The following is a 14,150-nucleotide window of genomic DNA, read 5'->3' as shown; positions in this document are numbered from 1 at the left end:
CAGGCCCGCCCCGTTACCCGCGGAAGGAGAACCGGTGCCGGACACAGAATCTCTGTTCCGCGCGGCTTTCCGCGCGCACCCGGCGGGCGTCAGCATCATCACGGCCACTGTCGACGGCCAACCGTTCGGCCTGACCGCCTCCTCCGTCTCGAGCCTCTCCCTGGACCCCATCGCCGTCAGCTTCTCACTGATGAAACACACCGGCTCGGCGGGCAAACTCCTGGCGGCGGACACGTTCCTCATCCATCTGCTCACCGCGGGTCAAGCCGCGGTCGCCGCCGCCTTCGCCCGCCCGGACGGCCCCCGCTTCACTCCCGATCAGGGCTGGTCCACGGCGGAGACCGGCGAGCCGCTACTCCCCGCCGCCCGCGCCGTCCTCCGCGCGCGCACCATGGATACGATCCGCAGCGGCCCGGCCACGCTCGTCGCAGCGGAAGTCCTCGGCGTCACCCTCAACCAAAACGCCGACGCCCACTTCGACCCCCTCGTCTACAAAAACCACCGGTTCTTCAGCCTGCGCCGTACCCCGCCGTTGGCCTCCGAGTAGCGGCTCTTCTCATTTCCGGACGCCCCCAACGCCGCGCTCCAGCACCGCCCCGAGAAGCAACGTCCACCCACTGCGATCACCAACACCGCGCCCCAGAACTGCGCCCACGAAGAAGCAACCAACCCCCGCGGGGAGTCTTAGGGCGCGTGGTGGAGGGTGGCGTCGTACCCCGCATCATCGATCGCATCTACGACGGCGGCCTCGGACACATCGGCCGCCACGAACGCAACCGTCCCGCCGCTGAGATCCACGCGCACGTCGCTGGCGCCGGGGATGGCACTCACCGCCTCCGTGACGGCGCGGACGCAATGCTCGCAGCTCATGCCGTTCACGTCGAAGGTTGTCGGTCCGTTTAGCATCATTGCGCTCCTCTCATTGCTGCGCCGGGTTTCCAGTCACTGCCCCGTTCATCCCTGCGCCGGGTTTCCCTTGGTCCACGTCGCCCAGTCGATGTTCCAGTCGCCAAGGCCGTCGGTGCCATCGAGCTGGCCACCTCCGGTGTTTTTGATCTCCACGATGTCGCCACGCTTCATGTTGTTGAAGACCCACTGGGCGTCCTGCGTGGAGACGTTCACGCAGCCGTGGGAGGTGTTCTGGCTGCCCTGCGCCCACACGGACCACGGCGCGGCGTGGATATAGATACCGGAGTAGCTTAACTGCGTTGCGAATTGCACGGGGGTCCGGTAGCCGCCCTGGGACTGCGGGAGACCGAAGGTGGCGGAGTCCATGATGAGGGACTCGTTCTGCTCGCCGACGCGGTAGATGCCGTTCGGGGTGGCCCATCGGCCACCGTCAGTGCCCAAGGAGACGGGCATCGTCTGCAGCAAGTTGCCGTTCCGGTAAATCTTCATGGTCTTCGAGTTGTTGTCCACGATGGCCCGCACGTCGTCGCCGATGGTGAAGTTGGCGGAAAGATCCTCGGCGCCGTACATCCCGTCGCCGAGCTTGGTGCCGTAGAGGTTGGCCTTGATCTTCACCTTGGTGCCGGGCTTCCAGTACTCCTTCGGGCGCCACCGCACTTCCTGCCCGTTGATCCAGTAGAAGGCGCCTTCCACCTGCGGGTCAGTCTCGATCTTGATGGCCTTTTCGGCGGCTTTGCGGTCTTCGATGACCGAGTCGAAGCGGATGGCGATGACCTGGCCCACGCCGACGGTCGCCCCCTCCACCGGGGCGAGGCTGGAACTGACCTGGTAGTCCGGGCTAACAGTGGTAAAGGAGTTGTTTAGTTTGTGCTCCCCGGCCTTGACGGCGAGCTTGTACTGGCGGCCGAAGCCGAGCTTTTCGTTGGCGGTCCATTTGGTGTGGTCCTGGTTGTAGGTTCCGGCGACGTCCTGGCCAGCGTCGTTGGTGAGTTTGACGGAGTCCAGTTTCTCATCGGCGGTGACCGTGACAGGCTCGTTGACGTCGGCGGCCTTGGCCTTGTCTTTGATGTTCGCCTTGATGCTGCCGGCTTCGTCGCCGGGCTTGGCGGAGCTGCCGGCGTTGCCGGAGTTGTCCTGGCCGTGGTCGCCGACAGTGCAGCCTGCTAGGAGGCCGCCGGTGGCGAGGAGGGCAGCGATCGTCACGGCGGGGGCTTTGCGGGCCTGGGTTTTGGGGGCCTGGGTGCCGGCGGCCTGGGTTTCGAACGCCGCCGGTGTTTGCCTCCGCCACAGCGCCAGACGGCGCTGGTTTGCGCGGCTGGTTGGGTGCTGGCGGGGTCCGGTTAGCGGCATGGTGCTCCAAGCTCGTGTCGATGTGTCTGGCCGCCCCCGGGCGTGCACAGCGCTGGGCATCTCACGAGGTCTTTGCACAGCTTGAGCAGTTTCCGGCGGCGGCCAGGGGGCTTACTGACGTACTCTTGGAACCTTAAACCCACGACGGCGCCTGTGGCTACGATCACGGTGCTTTTCGGCGCACTTGTGTCCAAACCGTTACGCAGCGAGTTTGCAGCCCGGCGGAAAGCCGTGGGGCGATTGCCGGGTGCCTGGGGTGGCAATGTGTTTTCTCTTGAGGACGCCACCCTCACCCAGCGCCCCTCCACTCCCCCCGCGGGAGAACGCGCCCCGCCGGATGAACCAAGAAGTGCCGGGAGCTGCTGATTTGGCTGCGTAGCACAAGGCGGGCTATAGTTCTTTCTCGTTGCACACGCCCTCGCGCTACCGTCTCCGCGAGAGCAATCGTGTTCCGCTTTGGGTCATTAGCTCAATTGGCAGAGCAGCTGACTCTTAATCAGCGGGTTCGGGGTTCGAGTCCCTGATGACCCACCATCACGCCCCCCTCGGGATCATTCCCGGCGGGGGCGTTGCCCGTCTCTAGCCACTGAAGATCTACCCCTGTAGCGAACGCAATAGCGATTAGTTCACCACGACGGGGTTCGCGAACACCCTGTTCAACGTTCGCAAGAGTTGCACGTGACACGCCGATAGCCTCCGCGAGTTGCGGTTGCCGTAAACCCGCAACTTCCCGAGCCCGCTGAATACGGTGACGGACTTCCCAGGCCGGTATAACGCCAGCTAAATGCGTCGCATTAGTCATGTCGCTAACTCTACCCACCAGCGCAGATTCTAGCAATGAGACACACCTAGAGCGGATGAATTTAGCTAGTTCACTAAATTGTGGTTGCGGAACTTCTAGTGATTGCGCTAACTTCTAGTTCATGCCCCGGCCACTAACGACAAAAGAGGTAGCTGAACGCCTCGGCGTTCCCTACTCCACAGTGACGTGGCGCGTGCGGAAAGGGCACCTCCCGTTTGCAGTGCGCTTACCGAATTCAGGGGCATATCTGTTTGATCCTGACGTGATTGACCGGATTGCCGAGGGGGAAACATGCAAGGGGTAAGCCCCCGGCGCTGGAACGCCGAGGGCTACCTGGTCCTACTCGTTGTCATCTTCGTCCATCCAGCACTCAATGACATCGCGAGGCTTCGACGTATCGACATCCTGATCTTCCAGGTCTTTGTACGTCTGCTTCGGGTTGACATCCTCCCATTTCTGATCCTTCGGGATGTCACCCCAGTTCTGGTTACCCATGCTGTTCACCCCCTTCCCGTCTCTAGGCAAACTACCCCACCACTCTAAGGAACAACCATGACTGATGACTCACCGCGCTACCCCGTGAGCGTTGATGAACTCTCCGACCTAATTGCCGAGAACCTTCGCGAGAAATTGTCCCGGGAACGTCCAGCCAGCAAAGCCCCCGAAGACCGGGCTCTGTTGCTGACCTTCGACGGCGTGGCTTTCGCCGATGACCCGGACAACATCCTCATCCCCGGCGATCTCATCCTGGCACCGGCAAAGATCACCAACCCATACTCGGGTGGGATCTACGAGATTGAGCTGCGGTTGACCACCAACGTCGAACCCGTGATCGGCGAAGGACTGGAAATCTCCCGTGATCGCGAACAACACCGCCAATACCGGGAGGTCCGCGCGAAGGCTGGACGCAGTGGCCGGTGATTTCGAGCGGCTACACCCCGGCGTGGATAGACCGGCCGGTGAGCTCCACGCCGATAACCCCGACCGCTACGCGCCATGCGAGGAGGTAGCCGCATGACTACCCACGTACTGGAACCGCCCCGCTGGCTACAGCGCGGCACCATCGCCCTATCAATGTCCGCGCTACTAGGCGGCGCGTTCTACCTACCCGGGCCCCGCACCGCGATTCTGCTAGCCGCCGCTTCCCTCGGCGCACTGGCGTTCGAGGCGGCCAGCCGAGGAGATGACGAATGACCCACCCCAGCAAGTTCCCCACCGTGGCCACCTCCGAACTGTCCCGTGTGGTCACCGACTGGCAGCGCCACGCGCATGCCGCCCGCGCCGCCGATAGCGACGACCTAGCCGGTATCTGGGAGCAATGCGCGGACACAATTCAGACCGTGATCAGCGCCGCCCGTAAGCGCCAGCGCACCGTCATGCTGGCACGCCGCGCCGCTAGAGAGACCGACAAAAGCTTTGCGAAAGAGTACGCCGCGCTACGAGAGCTGCGAAAGCTCGCCTACCAGCAAGAGAACCTATCTCACACGTTCCGCCAAGCGGCTGAAACTCATGCCGCCGCTGGCCGTACAGAGGACGCCGAAGCGGCCCGTGAGTGCGCCGCCGATTCCGAACAGCGCTACGAGCGGGCGACCGCCGCGCTGGAGGTTCTGACTTCCCACATGCAACAGACCACCGCACTGGTCTAAGCCCCCCGATCGCCCTGACCGCGTGGCGTAATGCGCGGTGGCCGCCTCACCAGCGGTGCTGTCCCCGGTTAGAGCGGGATTGCTTCCCATTCCGAAAGACGGTTCGACCTAGGTAAAGGCGAACTCGGACTAGGCACGCCGTGGTGGCGTGGGCTATCGAACCGTCTTAGCCAGTCTCGGCAGCCGAGTAATCCCCGGCCGCACACTTACCGCCATTCCAGGCGGCGCATACCGACGACCAACCGACCGACCGATAGACGGACGGCCAGTGTGGTGGTCCCTAAGTGTCCAAACCACTTAAGGGCCACCCGCGCCCACTTCCCGCCCTCCCTCACTCAACCGGAGCAGCCCCCCCCCTGCTTCCGCTTCCCCGAAAGGACCCCACCATGACCACTACCCACTTCCCCACCATCGAAGAGTTCACGCGCCAGCTAGCCCACATGGGGATTGACCCACTCTGGTACGACACCGAATCAATCGCCCGCCGAATCACCACGTCCACCGCCGAGGGCTTCACCGTGGAGCTCCCCCGCTTCGACGGCGGCCAGGAGATGACCCCGCTACAAGCGTTCTGGTCCGCGTGCATGGACAATGCCCGCTGGCCAGCCAATCACGTCGATGACGTTCACCTGGAGGAATTCGCCCGCGCCTGCCTGGAGGACCCGAGCGCCGTGGGTACGTACGCCGCGATGGACGCCGCCGAGGAAATCCAGGAAGAGACAGACCAGTACATCGACACCGAGATGATGGACGACGACGACGCCCTGGAGATTCTGGGCAAGCTAGGACGGGACCGGTACGGCAATACCCGCCCGCTGGCGTGGAGCCGCGCATGAGCCGCGCCCGCCGCGCCGCCCGGTCCCGCGTGATTGAGACGAAGCTACCGACCGAGCGGCTTTACCGCCCGGCCCGTGGTGACTGGTCGAGGTGGGAAGCAATCGCGCGGGCGCAGCATGCCCGCGCCCTACGCCGGGGGGGAATCGCATGATGATCCGCCCCGGCACCGAGTGGATGGACCGCGCCGCGTGCCATGGCGTGGATGCCGCCCTGATCGACGCTTCCCCTACGCGCGGGCGCAATCTTGGCGCGATCCACCGCTACGCCGCCGAGCTATGCCGGGAATGCCCGGTGCAACGCGAGTGCGCCGCCGACGCGCTGGCCACCCGCGCCGAGGGCGTGATACGGGCCGGGGTGCCAGTACCAGAGCGGGCCGGTAACAAGGTGCGCCGCCGTATGGCGTTCACCCGCCTACGGGCGATAGCGGGGGTGGGGCCATGACTACCGGGGGGTGGGGTGGCCGCCGGGTGGCAGCGCTACGCGCGGCCGTGCTGGCTCACTACGGCACCACCTGCCACCTATGCGGCATGCCCGGAGCTGACTCACCGGACCACGTGATACCGCGTGCGCACGGTGGCACCGACGATCTGGCGAACCTGCGACCAGCGCACCGCCGCTGCAACAGCGCGCGCCGCGATATGCCGCTAGAGCAGTGGCGCGCGGCGCATCCACTGCCTTCGCGAGCTCCACCATCGCGACGTTGGTAGGTCTCTGACCTGCGAAAACGCGCGAAAAGCGAAAACCCCGTCTGACCTGCGGTTTTTTTAGGTCAGACGGGGCCAGGAAGTCCCGCGCGCCCCTGCCCTTTTTTCAAGCAAAATTCAGCCCCCGGGGGAGGTACATCCCCGGGAAAGCCCAGGAAGGAGCCGGTTTTGCCCAGACAGGACCCGCGAACGCCCGGCCATGGCCAGGCCCATCTATTCGACCCGCCCACCACGAAGGATTCGCAGCGCCTCGATGGGGGCCGCCACTCCCGTGCCATGGCCGGGGCGCTGTCCGCCGCCCGTGACGCCGGCCTGATCGACCGGATCGACGACGGGCTAGCGACCGTGCTGCTGGCCGGGGCGTGGGAGCTCGACAGCCACGAAGCACAGAACCAGCCCTACGGGCCGTCGAAGGTGATCCCCGCGATGGTGGAGGGGCTTCGAGAGGCGCGGATGACCCCTGACAGTCGCCAGACCCAGACCGAGGACAAGATCGCCGCCCTGATCGACGATCTGGCCGCTGCGGATGCCGCCGACCCCGCGCCCGCCGAGGACCGCGCCGAGCTTCGGTGCTTCGGCGGCGATGATGAGTGAGGCAGTCCCCCGGTTCCACACGCCCCGCGACTACCGCCGCCGCACCCTCGGAGCTAAGGCCGCGAAACTCTCGGCGATGATGGGCCGGGCGTGCATGCCGTGGCAGCGCCAGGCCCTCGACGTGGCGCTGGAAGTCGATGACCGGGGCCGGTTCCACTACAAGACGGTGGTCATCACCGTGCCGCGCCAGTCTGGAAAGACCGCGCTCGTGCTGGCCGCCGGGCTTCACCGAACTCTGATCACACCGAACGGCAAGGTCTGGTACACAGCCCAGACCGGCCAGATCGCCCGGGAACGGTTCCTCGAAGACATGGCCGTCGACGCCGAGCGGCTGCTATCCCCCACCGTGGCTGTGAAGCGCGGCGCGGGCGATACCCGCCTGATCTTCCCCGCGATTCATTCGCAGTTCCGCCCGCACCCGCCGACGGACACGTCACTGCACTCCGAGCAGTCCGACCTCAACCTCATCGACGAGCCGTGGGCATTCTCGGAAGTCCAGGGCGACGGGCTCATCCAGGCCATCCAGCCCACGCAGAACACGCGCCCGAATGCGCAGACGATCTACCTCTCCACGATGGGTGACGCCCGGTCCACGTGGTGGCACGCCATCGTGGACGCCGCCCGCGCCGCCGAGGACCCGCATACCGCGATCATCGACTGGGGCTTACCCGAGGGCCATGACCCTAGCGACATTGAGGCAGTCATCCGCGCCCACCCGGCGGTGGGCCACACGATCGAACCGGAGACGGTGCGCACCGCCGCCGGTCGGATGAAGCCCGCCGAGTTCGCCCGCGCCTACGCCAACGTGCGCACACAGACCCGTGTAGCGGTGTTCAGCTCGGACGTGCTCGCCCGCGTACTCACCGAGACCGCCACCATGGCCCCCGCCGCCGAGGTCGCTTTCGGGGTGGCCACCGCGTTCGACCGCTCGATATCCGTCATCGCCGCCGCCGGTGAAGCCGCCGACGGCACGCCGGTCTGCGAAATCGTCGACGCCCGCCCCGGCACCGGGTGGGTGGCCGACCGGTTGACCGAGCTCCAGCGCCACCACCCGCGCGCCACGTTGGTCGACGCCCGCTCCCCGGCCAGCACCATCGCCACCGACCCCGCGCTAACCGAGATCATCAGCACCCCAGCAAGCGCCGAGCTGGCCGGGGGCACCGGTTTGTTCCTGGACTCCATCAACCGCGCCGAGCTCCGACTGCGCTACGACCGAGACCTCGCCCGATCGTTCGACGGCCTAACCCTGAAGTTCGTAGGTGACCTTGGCCAGATGTTGGACCGCAAGCACTCCAGCGGGTCGATAGCTCACATTGAGGCCTGCCTACTCGCGTTCACCGCTATCGCCCAGCGCCCCGCGCCCGCCCCCACACCAGAGATATGGACCTGCTAATGACCACCAAGAAGATGACCCGCCGCCGCGCCGATACCTCCGAGACCACCGGCACCGTGATTTCCTGTCCACGGTGCGAACAGCGCACTCTCGAGACCAGCGACTACGCCGCGTGGCGCTGGCTAGCGCTCCACCTCCGCCGCTACCACGGAGACCTACACGCGGCCAGCAGCGCCGCCCGCCACGCCCGCCGCCTAGCCGCCACCGATTAGGCCGCTTCACCTGCGACTTCACCGCGTAATTCGTCGGAACGTCCGCCCCCCTCGGCACCATTAGAGCCATGGGAATCACCGACTCACTACGTCAATGGCTGGCGCTGCCATACCTGGCCGCCCAGCCCTACGACGCGGTGCCCTACGAGTCCCCGTGGGCTAGCCCGAACCACCTGCTCACCATCACGCCGCCGGATGCGCCCCGGCCCGTATCCCGCGCCATGGCCATGGGTGTGCCCGCGATCGCCCGGGCCCGCCGCCTGATCGTCGGTGCTATCGCCCGGTGCCCGCTGGAGGCACGCCAGGACGGCAAGCGCGCCGTGCGCCAGCCCCTGTGGATGGTCCGCACCGACGGGGTAGCTTCCCCGGTGTTCCGCATGACATGGACCGTGGACGATTTGTTTTTCTACGGGTGGAGTTGTTGGGCGCTCGAACGTGACGCCAGCGGCGCAGTCATCCGCGCCGACCGTATCCCCTACCACCTGTGGGACGTGGACCAGGACAACCGCGTGATCGTGCAAGGCCAGATCGTGGACCCGTCGGACGTGTGCCTCATCCCCGGCCCCGATGAAGGCCTGTTGCAGACCTCGGCAGCCGCGATACGCCACGCCGTGCAGCTCCAAGAGCTCGCCACCCGGTACGCCGAGACCCCCGCCGCCCAGGTGCTCTTGAAGCAAACCGGCGGCCAGCCACTCACCGACGCCCAGCGCCGCGCCCTGGTCGAATCGTGGGCCGATGCCCGCCGAGGCAAGAACGGCGGCGTGGCATTCGCGAACCAGTCCATCGACGTCCAAGAACTCGGCAAAGCGAACACCGATCTACTCATCGGGGGGCGTAACGCGGCCGCCGTGGATATCGCTCGCGCCGCCGGGGTGCCCGCCATGATGATCGACGCTGGCACGGCAGGTACCGGCACGATCACCTACAGCAACGCCGCCGCCCGGAACGTCGAGCTGATCGACTACGCGCTCGCCCCGTACATGGCCGCGATCGCCGCCCGCCTCGGACTCGACGATGTGGTTCCACGTGGAACCGCCGTCGCCTTCGATCTGACCGACCTCACGAGCCCGACCGTGGGTGACCTTGACGTGCCCGACGACGACAAACCCGACCACGACACACCACAGGAGAACGGCAATGCTTGATTGGTCCCCCCGCTTCAACTTCGGCAATCCGCGCCCGCTCAGCGCGATCAACCACATCTGCATTCACGTGACCGTGAACAGCCCCGGCACCCCGGCGGAGAACGTAGCGCAGTACCAGATCGACAGCGAATCCGGTAGCTACCACATGCTGGTCGACACCCGCCTCGTGGTGCTGAAAGAGAACACCGATGACTGGCAAACGTGGTCCGCCGGGCCCACCTCGAACCGGTCCGGGCTGCACCTGTCGTTCGTCATGCGCGGCACCGAGACCCGCGAACAGTGGCTAGCCCAGGACCGCATGCTACGGGCCGGTGCCCAGGTATGCGCCGAGTGGGCCCGCCGCTATCGAATCCCCGTGGTCAAGCGCTCGGCAGGTGAACTCCGCGCTGGCCGTGGTGGTTTCTGCGGACACGTGGATACCGCCCAGGCATGGGGAGAGACCGACCACGTAGACCCCGGCCCGGGGTTCCCGTGGGATCGGTTCCTCGCCATGGTCGCCGAAGCACAGCACCCCACCCCACCCAAAGGAGACGATGACATGACCCCCGAAGACCGCGCCCTACTGACCGAGACCCGCGACCTATGCCGGTTCATCCTTGCCCAGCTCGGCGGTGAGAAAGCCCCCGGCCAGTTCGGCGGCTGGCCGCAGGGCGGCAACCGGACGATGTACGACCTACTGGCCGCCACCGCCGCCCGCGCGGGCGTGCCTGGCACGACCGATCTGAAGAAATGATGATCATGGCCCTGATCTTCGCCGCCGGTGTAGCCGCTGGCGTGATCCTCATGGTGTTTGCAGTAGGGAGTTACGTGGCGCATGCAGCCCGAAAGATTGAGCAACGCCCCGGCGGTTATCCGCTACCCGTGGCGCGCCACCCTGCGCACCACGATCGTGGCCGCCATCGCGCTGCTACCCCTACTGCCTGAAATAGCCGAGGCCGCGAACATCGACACCGTGCCCGCCGTGGTCAGCTTCCTCACCGTGACCGCCGCCATCCAGCGGGTGCTCGCAGTCCCCGGCGTCGAGAAGTGGCTCCGCAACCACACCACGTTTCTCAGCTCCACCCACCCCGCCGACCAGCAAGCCGACGAACTGGACTACGTCGGCAAGCACCGGAAGGACTAACCCATGACCACAACGACCGACACATTCACCCCGGCGGTACAGTCCCCGCCGATAGTGGCCGAATCCGCCCGCACCATACGCGGCATGATCCTGCCGTGGGATGAGTTCGGGCGCACCAGCGGGGGCGCGCTGAAGTTCGCCCCCGGCTCGATCCGGGTGCCCGCCGATATCACCCGCGTGAAGCTGCTCGCTGGGCACTCCCCAGAGGGCACGCCTATCGGCCACGCCACCGACTGGGAAGCGACCGCCGAGGGCGTGGAAATGACATTCAAGGTTGGCAGCGGCCCCGATGGTGACCGAGCCCTCACCGCTGCCGCCGAGCACGTCATCGACGCGCTCAGCATCGAGGCCTACGGCATCGAAAAGGACGGAACCACCGTCACTAGCTCGATCCTGTCCGCCGTGGCACTTGTGCCCATGCCCGCGTTCGCGAACGCCCGGGTAGCCAGCGTGCTAGCCCAGGCACCCACCCCAAAGGATGAGACCCCCGCCGAGCCGGATGACGAGTCCGACGACGAGGACGACACCGACGCAGCGCCGCCGGATGACCCCGCCGAGCCGGATGACGAGTCCGACGAGGACGACGACGACACCACCACCAACAAGGAGACCGAGACCGTGAAGAAGAACACCCTATCCCCGGGCGTGATGCCCACCCCGGGCACCCCGGCCAGCGCCGAGCCCGTGCACGCCAGCTTGTCCGACGTGCTGGACTACCTCACCGCCGCCGCCAACGGTGACCGCACCGCCGAGCTCCACGCCGAACTGACCGACATCACCGACGCCGGCATGATCAACCGGTCTGCACCGCAGTGGCTCGGAGAGCTGTGGAACGGCGTGACCTACACCCGCCGGGTCATCCCCCTGATCACCCAGGCCCCGCTCAAGGGCCGCAAGGCGATCGGCTACCGGTGGACCAAGAAGCCCGGCGTGGACAAGTACGCCGGTAACAAGGCCGAAATCCCCACGAAGCCCGCCGCCGTGGAAGCCGTGGAACGCGACGCCGTGCGTTGGGCCGGGGGTAACGACTTGGACCGGATTTTCTGGGACTTCAAGGAGACCGAGTTCCTCAACGCCTACTGGCGTGCCATGGCCGAGTCCTACGCCTTCGAGACCGACCAGGAAACCGGGAAGTTCCTGGTAGACAACGCCACTGCGATCGACGGCACCGCCGACCATATCGTCCACGCCGTGGCGCGCGGGTCCATCGCGATCGACCAGGACCTCCACTCCCCCGCCTCGTTTGTCCTACTGAACCCGGCGGACTACGAGTCGATTCTGCAGCTCACCGCGCTGGAGGCCCCGAAGTACCTGGACCTCATCCCGGCCACCGACCCGTCCAAGTGGGTGACCAGCCAATTCGTGCCCGCTGGCACGGTGGTGCTCGGCAACAAGTCCGCCGTGACCCACTTCGAGCTTCCCGGCTCCCCGCTGCGCGTGGAGGCCGAGCACATCGCACGCGGTGGCCGTGACGCCGCGCTGTTCGGCTACACCGCCCTGATGATCAACCGCCCCGAAGGACTCCGAAAAGTGACATTCGGCCCGGCCCCGAAGCCCGCTACGGGGGCGTAGCACCATGGCCAGCATGATCACCACCGCCGAGGTCGCACGGTGGGCACGAATCGACGCCGCCGACCCCGATCTGGCCGCGTGCGTCGATACCGTGAACGCGCTAGTCACCGACTGGCACGGTGAGCAGTGGCCGCCCGGGGCGCACCAGGGGGCCGTCATGCTGGCCGCCCGCTACCACCGCCGCCGCAACTCCCCCGGCGGCGTAGAGACATTCGGCGATTCCGGCGCGGCCTACATACCGCGCTACGACGCCGACCTAGACCGGCTACTGCGAATCAACGCATGGGCCACACCACAGGTGGGATAGCCATGGCTGACTACATGAACGCACTCCACGATCTGGCCGAGACCCTGACCAACCGGGGCGTGCCAGCCACGCTAGACCCCCGCGATCTGACCGTGCCCGGAGCGGTGGTGAGCCTGGCCGAAATCGGCCCGGACGCCACCATGTGCGGTGACCACGTAGCCACCGCAGAAGTCATGCTGGTAGCCGCCGATAACGGCATGCCCGCCGCCATGGAATCGCTGTTCGACCTGTTCGACAAGGTTTCAGACTTGACCGCCGGGGCTACCCCGGCCACGTTCACGTGGTCCGAGCTGCCCACACTCCCCGCCCTACGACTCACACCCATACCACTGGAGGACTAGACCATGACCGCACCAAACCCACTGCCCAGCGAATCCCCGAAGCGGAAGAAGACCGTGCTCGGCCCCGGCACCCTTGTGCTCGGCAGCGTAGGCACGCAGCTCGATCTATCGTGCCAGGTCACCGAAATCACGATCGGCGCCGAAGGTGACTCGGAAGATCCCGAATACACCTTGTGTGGCGATACCGTGGCCGGTGAACGCACCTACACCTGGACGATGAACGTCACCGCGTTCCAGGACCTCGAAGCCGATGGTGTCATCGACTTCACCTGGAAGCACGCCGGTAAGGAAATGCCGTTCAAGTTCGTGCCCGATTCCGCTGGCACCGCCGCCGTGACCGGCCGCGTGATCATCGACCCCGTACAGATCGGCGGCAAGGTACGCCAGAAGAACACCTCCGAAGCCGAATGGCAGCTCGCCGGGGCCCCGAACTTCAACCCGAACGCTACCGCCGCGACCGTGGCCGCTAGCCCGGGGGCCACCGGGTAAATGAGCGCCACGCTACGGGTACGCGGCGGCAAGCGGCTACGCCGCACGCTACGCAAGGCCGGGGTGGACCTGAAGCGGCTCAAGGCAGCAAACAAGGCCGCCGCCGAGATCGCGAAATCCGCCGCCGTGGCCGCTACGCCCGTGGGTGGACCGTACAAGAAAGCGGGCCGGGGCCGCCCCCGCACCGGGGGCCGCCTCAAGGCAACCGTGCGATCGTTCGCTAGCCAGCGATCGGGCCAAATCCGCGCGGGCAATGCTTCCCGCGTGCCCTACGCCGCCCCGGTCCACTGGGGCTGGCCGCGCACGAAGGGCGTACAGGGCAGCGGCATTCGCCCGAACCCGTGGATGTCCACCGCCGCGAAAGCAACCGAACCCGCGTGGCTCAAGGAGTACGAACGCCACGTGGACGCGATTATCGATTCAGTTAAAGGAGCATAGCAATGCAAAAGATCACCGCCGATATCGAAATGATGGACGGCACCGAGCACAAAGACGTGCGCATCATCTTGGCCGACATGATTCGCTACGAAGAGGTAGCAAAGAGACATAAGTGGGGAGGTCTCCAAGATAATCCGATCACGGCACAGTCGTTTATGGCTTACGCCGCGATGACTCGGACAGGTGTCTACGACCCAAACAAAGGATTCGACGAGTTCGTGACAGAGTGCGCCGGGGTAATGGCCGACTTCGGTGATGAGCTCCCCCCTACGATGTAGACGATCCGCG

At 66.0% G+C, this 14,150-nt stretch carries 24 protein-coding genes and 1 tRNA gene; 21 read left to right on the top strand and 4 right to left on the bottom strand.

The annotated features are described in order from the left end of the window. Positions 1 to 34: 34 nt before the first annotated feature. Positions 35 to 547, top strand: a complete 513-nt coding sequence (locus CHEID_RS03080) for a flavin reductase family protein (protein ID WP_112768878.1) — start codon at positions 35 to 37, stop codon at positions 545 to 547. Positions 548 to 684: 137 nt separating this feature from the next. On the opposite strand, the gene CHEID_RS03075 is transcribed toward CHEID_RS03080, so the two are convergent. Both CHEID_RS03075 and CHEID_RS03070 read right to left on the bottom strand, forming a co-directional pair. Further along, positions 685 to 909 carry a heavy-metal-associated domain-containing protein gene (locus CHEID_RS03075; protein ID WP_238599238.1) on the bottom strand — a complete coding sequence of 75 codons (225 nt, stop codon included), beginning with the start codon at positions 907 to 909 and terminating at the stop codon, positions 685 to 687. Between the two features lie 45 nt (positions 910 to 954). Then, positions 955 to 2,259, bottom strand: coding sequence for a L,D-transpeptidase (locus CHEID_RS03070; RefSeq protein WP_112768877.1), 1,305 nt, complete (start codon positions 2,257 to 2,259; stop codon positions 955 to 957). A gap of 458 nt (positions 2,260 to 2,717) precedes the next feature. Between CHEID_RS03070 and CHEID_RS03065 the strand changes: the two genes are divergently transcribed. Beyond that, positions 2,718 to 2,793 (top strand) — tRNA-Lys (locus tag CHEID_RS03065). On the opposite strand, the gene CHEID_RS03060 is transcribed toward CHEID_RS03065, so the two are convergent. Beyond that, positions 2,756 to 3,061 carry a helix-turn-helix domain-containing protein gene (locus tag CHEID_RS03060; protein WP_112768907.1) on the bottom strand — a complete coding sequence of 102 codons (306 nt, stop codon included), beginning with the start codon at positions 3,059 to 3,061 and terminating at the stop codon, positions 2,756 to 2,758. The genes CHEID_RS03065 and CHEID_RS03060 overlap by 38 nt on opposite strands. A 121-nt stretch (positions 3,062 to 3,182) precedes the next feature. Between CHEID_RS03060 and CHEID_RS10535 the strand changes: the two genes are divergently transcribed. Further along, positions 3,183 to 3,365 carry a helix-turn-helix transcriptional regulator gene (locus CHEID_RS10535; RefSeq protein WP_112768876.1) on the top strand — a complete coding sequence of 61 codons (183 nt, stop codon included), beginning with the start codon at positions 3,183 to 3,185 and terminating at the stop codon, positions 3,363 to 3,365. Positions 3,366 to 3,400: 35 nt separating this feature from the next. Here CHEID_RS10535 and CHEID_RS03055 read toward each other — a convergent pair whose 3' ends face one another. After that, the gene (locus CHEID_RS03055) at positions 3,401 to 3,556 is read right to left on the bottom strand and encodes a hypothetical protein (RefSeq protein WP_273661238.1); all 156 of its coding nucleotides are present in this window, start codon (positions 3,554 to 3,556) and stop codon (positions 3,401 to 3,403) included. Positions 3,557 to 3,613: 57 nt separating this feature from the next. Here CHEID_RS03055 and CHEID_RS03050 point away from each other — a divergent pair, with 57 nt between their 5' ends. The 18 genes from CHEID_RS03050 (at position 3,614) to CHEID_RS02965 (ending at position 14,140) form a co-directional block, all read left to right on the top strand. After that, on the top strand, positions 3,614 to 3,982 hold the full coding sequence (locus CHEID_RS03050) for a hypothetical protein (protein ID WP_112768875.1): 369 nt from the start codon (positions 3,614 to 3,616) through the stop codon (positions 3,980 to 3,982). Positions 3,983 to 4,075: 93 nt separating this feature from the next. Further along, positions 4,076 to 4,255: a hypothetical protein gene (locus tag CHEID_RS03045; protein WP_112768874.1), complete on the top strand. Its 180-nt coding sequence runs from the start codon at positions 4,076 to 4,078 to the stop codon at positions 4,253 to 4,255. Then, the gene (locus tag CHEID_RS03040) at positions 4,252 to 4,707 is read left to right on the top strand and encodes a hypothetical protein (protein WP_112768873.1); all 456 of its coding nucleotides are present in this window, start codon (positions 4,252 to 4,254) and stop codon (positions 4,705 to 4,707) included. The genes CHEID_RS03045 and CHEID_RS03040 overlap by 4 nt, the downstream gene beginning before the upstream one ends. Before the next feature lie 386 nt (positions 4,708 to 5,093). Beyond that, positions 5,094 to 5,543 (top strand): hypothetical protein, encoded by a 450-nt coding sequence (locus tag CHEID_RS03035; protein ID WP_146743929.1) that lies wholly within the window; start codon positions 5,094 to 5,096, stop codon positions 5,541 to 5,543. A gap of 148 nt (positions 5,544 to 5,691) precedes the next feature. Next, a complete protein-coding gene (locus tag CHEID_RS03030) occupies positions 5,692 to 5,985 on the top strand; it encodes a WhiB family transcriptional regulator (RefSeq protein WP_112770385.1) in 294 nt (97 codons plus the stop codon). Next, positions 5,982 to 6,251 carry an HNH endonuclease gene (locus CHEID_RS03025; RefSeq protein WP_273661237.1) on the top strand — a complete coding sequence of 90 codons (270 nt, stop codon included), beginning with the start codon at positions 5,982 to 5,984 and terminating at the stop codon, positions 6,249 to 6,251. The genes CHEID_RS03030 and CHEID_RS03025 overlap by 4 nt, the downstream gene beginning before the upstream one ends. Before the next feature lie 165 nt (positions 6,252 to 6,416). Then, entirely contained in the window at positions 6,417 to 6,842 is a 426-nt protein-coding gene (locus CHEID_RS03020) for a hypothetical protein (protein WP_273661236.1), read from the top strand. Beyond that, on the top strand, positions 6,832 to 8,235 hold the full coding sequence (locus CHEID_RS03015; protein ID WP_273661235.1) for a terminase: 1,404 nt from the start codon (positions 6,832 to 6,834) through the stop codon (positions 8,233 to 8,235). Before CHEID_RS03020 ends, CHEID_RS03015 begins: the two co-directional genes overlap by 11 nt. After that, positions 8,235 to 8,447, top strand: coding sequence for a hypothetical protein (locus CHEID_RS03010; RefSeq protein WP_112769969.1), 213 nt, complete (start codon positions 8,235 to 8,237; stop codon positions 8,445 to 8,447). The genes CHEID_RS03015 and CHEID_RS03010 overlap by 1 nt, the downstream gene beginning before the upstream one ends. A gap of 68 nt (positions 8,448 to 8,515) precedes the next feature. Then, positions 8,516 to 9,592 (top strand): phage portal protein, encoded by a 1,077-nt coding sequence (locus CHEID_RS03005; RefSeq protein WP_112769968.1) that lies wholly within the window; start codon positions 8,516 to 8,518, stop codon positions 9,590 to 9,592. Beyond that, entirely contained in the window at positions 9,585 to 10,325 is a 741-nt protein-coding gene (locus CHEID_RS03000) for an N-acetylmuramoyl-L-alanine amidase (RefSeq protein WP_112769967.1), read from the top strand. Before CHEID_RS03005 ends, CHEID_RS03000 begins: the two co-directional genes overlap by 8 nt. Positions 10,326 to 10,406: 81 nt before the next feature. Continuing rightward, a complete protein-coding gene (locus CHEID_RS02995; protein WP_146743887.1) occupies positions 10,407 to 10,715 on the top strand; it encodes a hypothetical protein in 309 nt (102 codons plus the stop codon). Between the two features lie 3 nt (positions 10,716 to 10,718). Further along, entirely contained in the window at positions 10,719 to 12,287 is a 1,569-nt protein-coding gene (locus CHEID_RS02990; RefSeq protein WP_181645943.1) for an HK97 family phage prohead protease, read from the top strand. A 13-nt stretch (positions 12,288 to 12,300) separates the two neighbouring features. Continuing rightward, positions 12,301 to 12,594: a hypothetical protein gene (locus CHEID_RS02985; RefSeq protein WP_146743886.1), complete on the top strand. Its 294-nt coding sequence runs from the start codon at positions 12,301 to 12,303 to the stop codon at positions 12,592 to 12,594. 2 nt (positions 12,595 to 12,596) lie between these two features. After that, entirely contained in the window at positions 12,597 to 12,935 is a 339-nt protein-coding gene (locus tag CHEID_RS02980; RefSeq protein ID WP_112769962.1) for a hypothetical protein, read from the top strand. A gap of 3 nt (positions 12,936 to 12,938) precedes the next feature. Further along, positions 12,939 to 13,424 carry a hypothetical protein gene (locus CHEID_RS02975; protein ID WP_112769961.1) on the top strand — a complete coding sequence of 162 codons (486 nt, stop codon included), beginning with the start codon at positions 12,939 to 12,941 and terminating at the stop codon, positions 13,422 to 13,424. Then, on the top strand, positions 13,425 to 13,862 hold the full coding sequence (locus tag CHEID_RS02970; RefSeq protein ID WP_112769960.1) for a hypothetical protein: 438 nt from the start codon (positions 13,425 to 13,427) through the stop codon (positions 13,860 to 13,862). A 2-nt stretch (positions 13,863 to 13,864) separates the two neighbouring features. Then, complete coding sequence (locus CHEID_RS02965) at positions 13,865 to 14,140, top strand: hypothetical protein (RefSeq protein WP_112769959.1); 276 nt, start codon at positions 13,865 to 13,867, stop codon at positions 14,138 to 14,140. Positions 14,141 to 14,150: the final 10 nt, after the last annotated feature.

Origin of the sequence: Corynebacterium heidelbergense (assembly GCF_028609845.1) — a bacterium.
GTDB classification, from domain to species: Bacteria; Actinomycetota; Actinomycetes; order Mycobacteriales; family Mycobacteriaceae; genus Corynebacterium; species Corynebacterium heidelbergense.
This window is presented reverse-complemented; position numbering and strand designations above follow the sequence as displayed.

What these genes read in the sequence shown, in the direction of transcription:
- CHEID_RS03035 (WP_146743929.1), top strand. Translation starts at nt 5,094, where the DNA reads ATGACCACTACCCACTTCCCCACCATCGAAGAGTTCACGCGCCAGCTA.
- CHEID_RS03040 (WP_112768873.1), top strand. Translation starts at nt 4,252, where the DNA reads ATGACCCACCCCAGCAAGTTCCCCACCGTGGCCACCTCCGAACTGTCC.
- CHEID_RS02975 (WP_112769961.1), top strand. Translation starts at nt 12,939, where the DNA reads ATGACCGCACCAAACCCACTGCCCAGCGAATCCCCGAAGCGGAAGAAG.
- CHEID_RS02985 (WP_146743886.1), top strand. Translation starts at nt 12,301, where the DNA reads ATGATCACCACCGCCGAGGTCGCACGGTGGGCACGAATCGACGCCGCC.
- CHEID_RS03045 (WP_112768874.1), top strand. Translation starts at nt 4,076, where the DNA reads ATGACTACCCACGTACTGGAACCGCCCCGCTGGCTACAGCGCGGCACC.
- CHEID_RS03025 (WP_273661237.1), top strand. Translation starts at nt 5,982, where the DNA reads ATGACTACCGGGGGGTGGGGTGGCCGCCGGGTGGCAGCGCTACGCGCG.
- CHEID_RS03055 (WP_273661238.1), bottom strand. Translation starts at nt 3,556, where the DNA reads ATGGGTAACCAGAACTGGGGTGACATCCCGAAGGATCAGAAATGGGAG.
- CHEID_RS03060 (WP_112768907.1), bottom strand. Translation starts at nt 3,061, where the DNA reads ATGACTAATGCGACGCATTTAGCTGGCGTTATACCGGCCTGGGAAGTC.
- CHEID_RS03070 (WP_112768877.1), bottom strand. Translation starts at nt 2,259, where the DNA reads ATGCCGCTAACCGGACCCCGCCAGCACCCAACCAGCCGCGCAAACCAG.
- CHEID_RS03075 (WP_238599238.1), bottom strand. Translation starts at nt 909, where the DNA reads ATGATGCTAAACGGACCGACAACCTTCGACGTGAACGGCATGAGCTGC.
- CHEID_RS10535 (WP_112768876.1), top strand. Translation starts at nt 3,183, where the DNA reads ATGCCCCGGCCACTAACGACAAAAGAGGTAGCTGAACGCCTCGGCGTT.
- CHEID_RS03050 (WP_112768875.1), top strand. Translation starts at nt 3,614, where the DNA reads ATGACTGATGACTCACCGCGCTACCCCGTGAGCGTTGATGAACTCTCC.
- CHEID_RS03030 (WP_112770385.1), top strand. Translation starts at nt 5,692, where the DNA reads ATGATGATCCGCCCCGGCACCGAGTGGATGGACCGCGCCGCGTGCCAT.
- CHEID_RS03015 (WP_273661235.1), top strand. Translation starts at nt 6,832, where the DNA reads ATGATGAGTGAGGCAGTCCCCCGGTTCCACACGCCCCGCGACTACCGC.
- CHEID_RS03010 (WP_112769969.1), top strand. Translation starts at nt 8,235, where the DNA reads ATGACCACCAAGAAGATGACCCGCCGCCGCGCCGATACCTCCGAGACC.
- CHEID_RS02995 (WP_146743887.1), top strand. Translation starts at nt 10,407, where the DNA reads ATGCAGCCCGAAAGATTGAGCAACGCCCCGGCGGTTATCCGCTACCCG.
- CHEID_RS02970 (WP_112769960.1), top strand. Translation starts at nt 13,425, where the DNA reads ATGAGCGCCACGCTACGGGTACGCGGCGGCAAGCGGCTACGCCGCACG.
- CHEID_RS03005 (WP_112769968.1), top strand. Translation starts at nt 8,516, where the DNA reads ATGGGAATCACCGACTCACTACGTCAATGGCTGGCGCTGCCATACCTG.
- CHEID_RS02990 (WP_181645943.1), top strand. Translation starts at nt 10,719, where the DNA reads ATGACCACAACGACCGACACATTCACCCCGGCGGTACAGTCCCCGCCG.
- CHEID_RS02980 (WP_112769962.1), top strand. Translation starts at nt 12,597, where the DNA reads ATGGCTGACTACATGAACGCACTCCACGATCTGGCCGAGACCCTGACC.
- CHEID_RS02965 (WP_112769959.1), top strand. Translation starts at nt 13,865, where the DNA reads ATGCAAAAGATCACCGCCGATATCGAAATGATGGACGGCACCGAGCAC.
- CHEID_RS03000 (WP_112769967.1), top strand. Translation starts at nt 9,585, where the DNA reads ATGCTTGATTGGTCCCCCCGCTTCAACTTCGGCAATCCGCGCCCGCTC.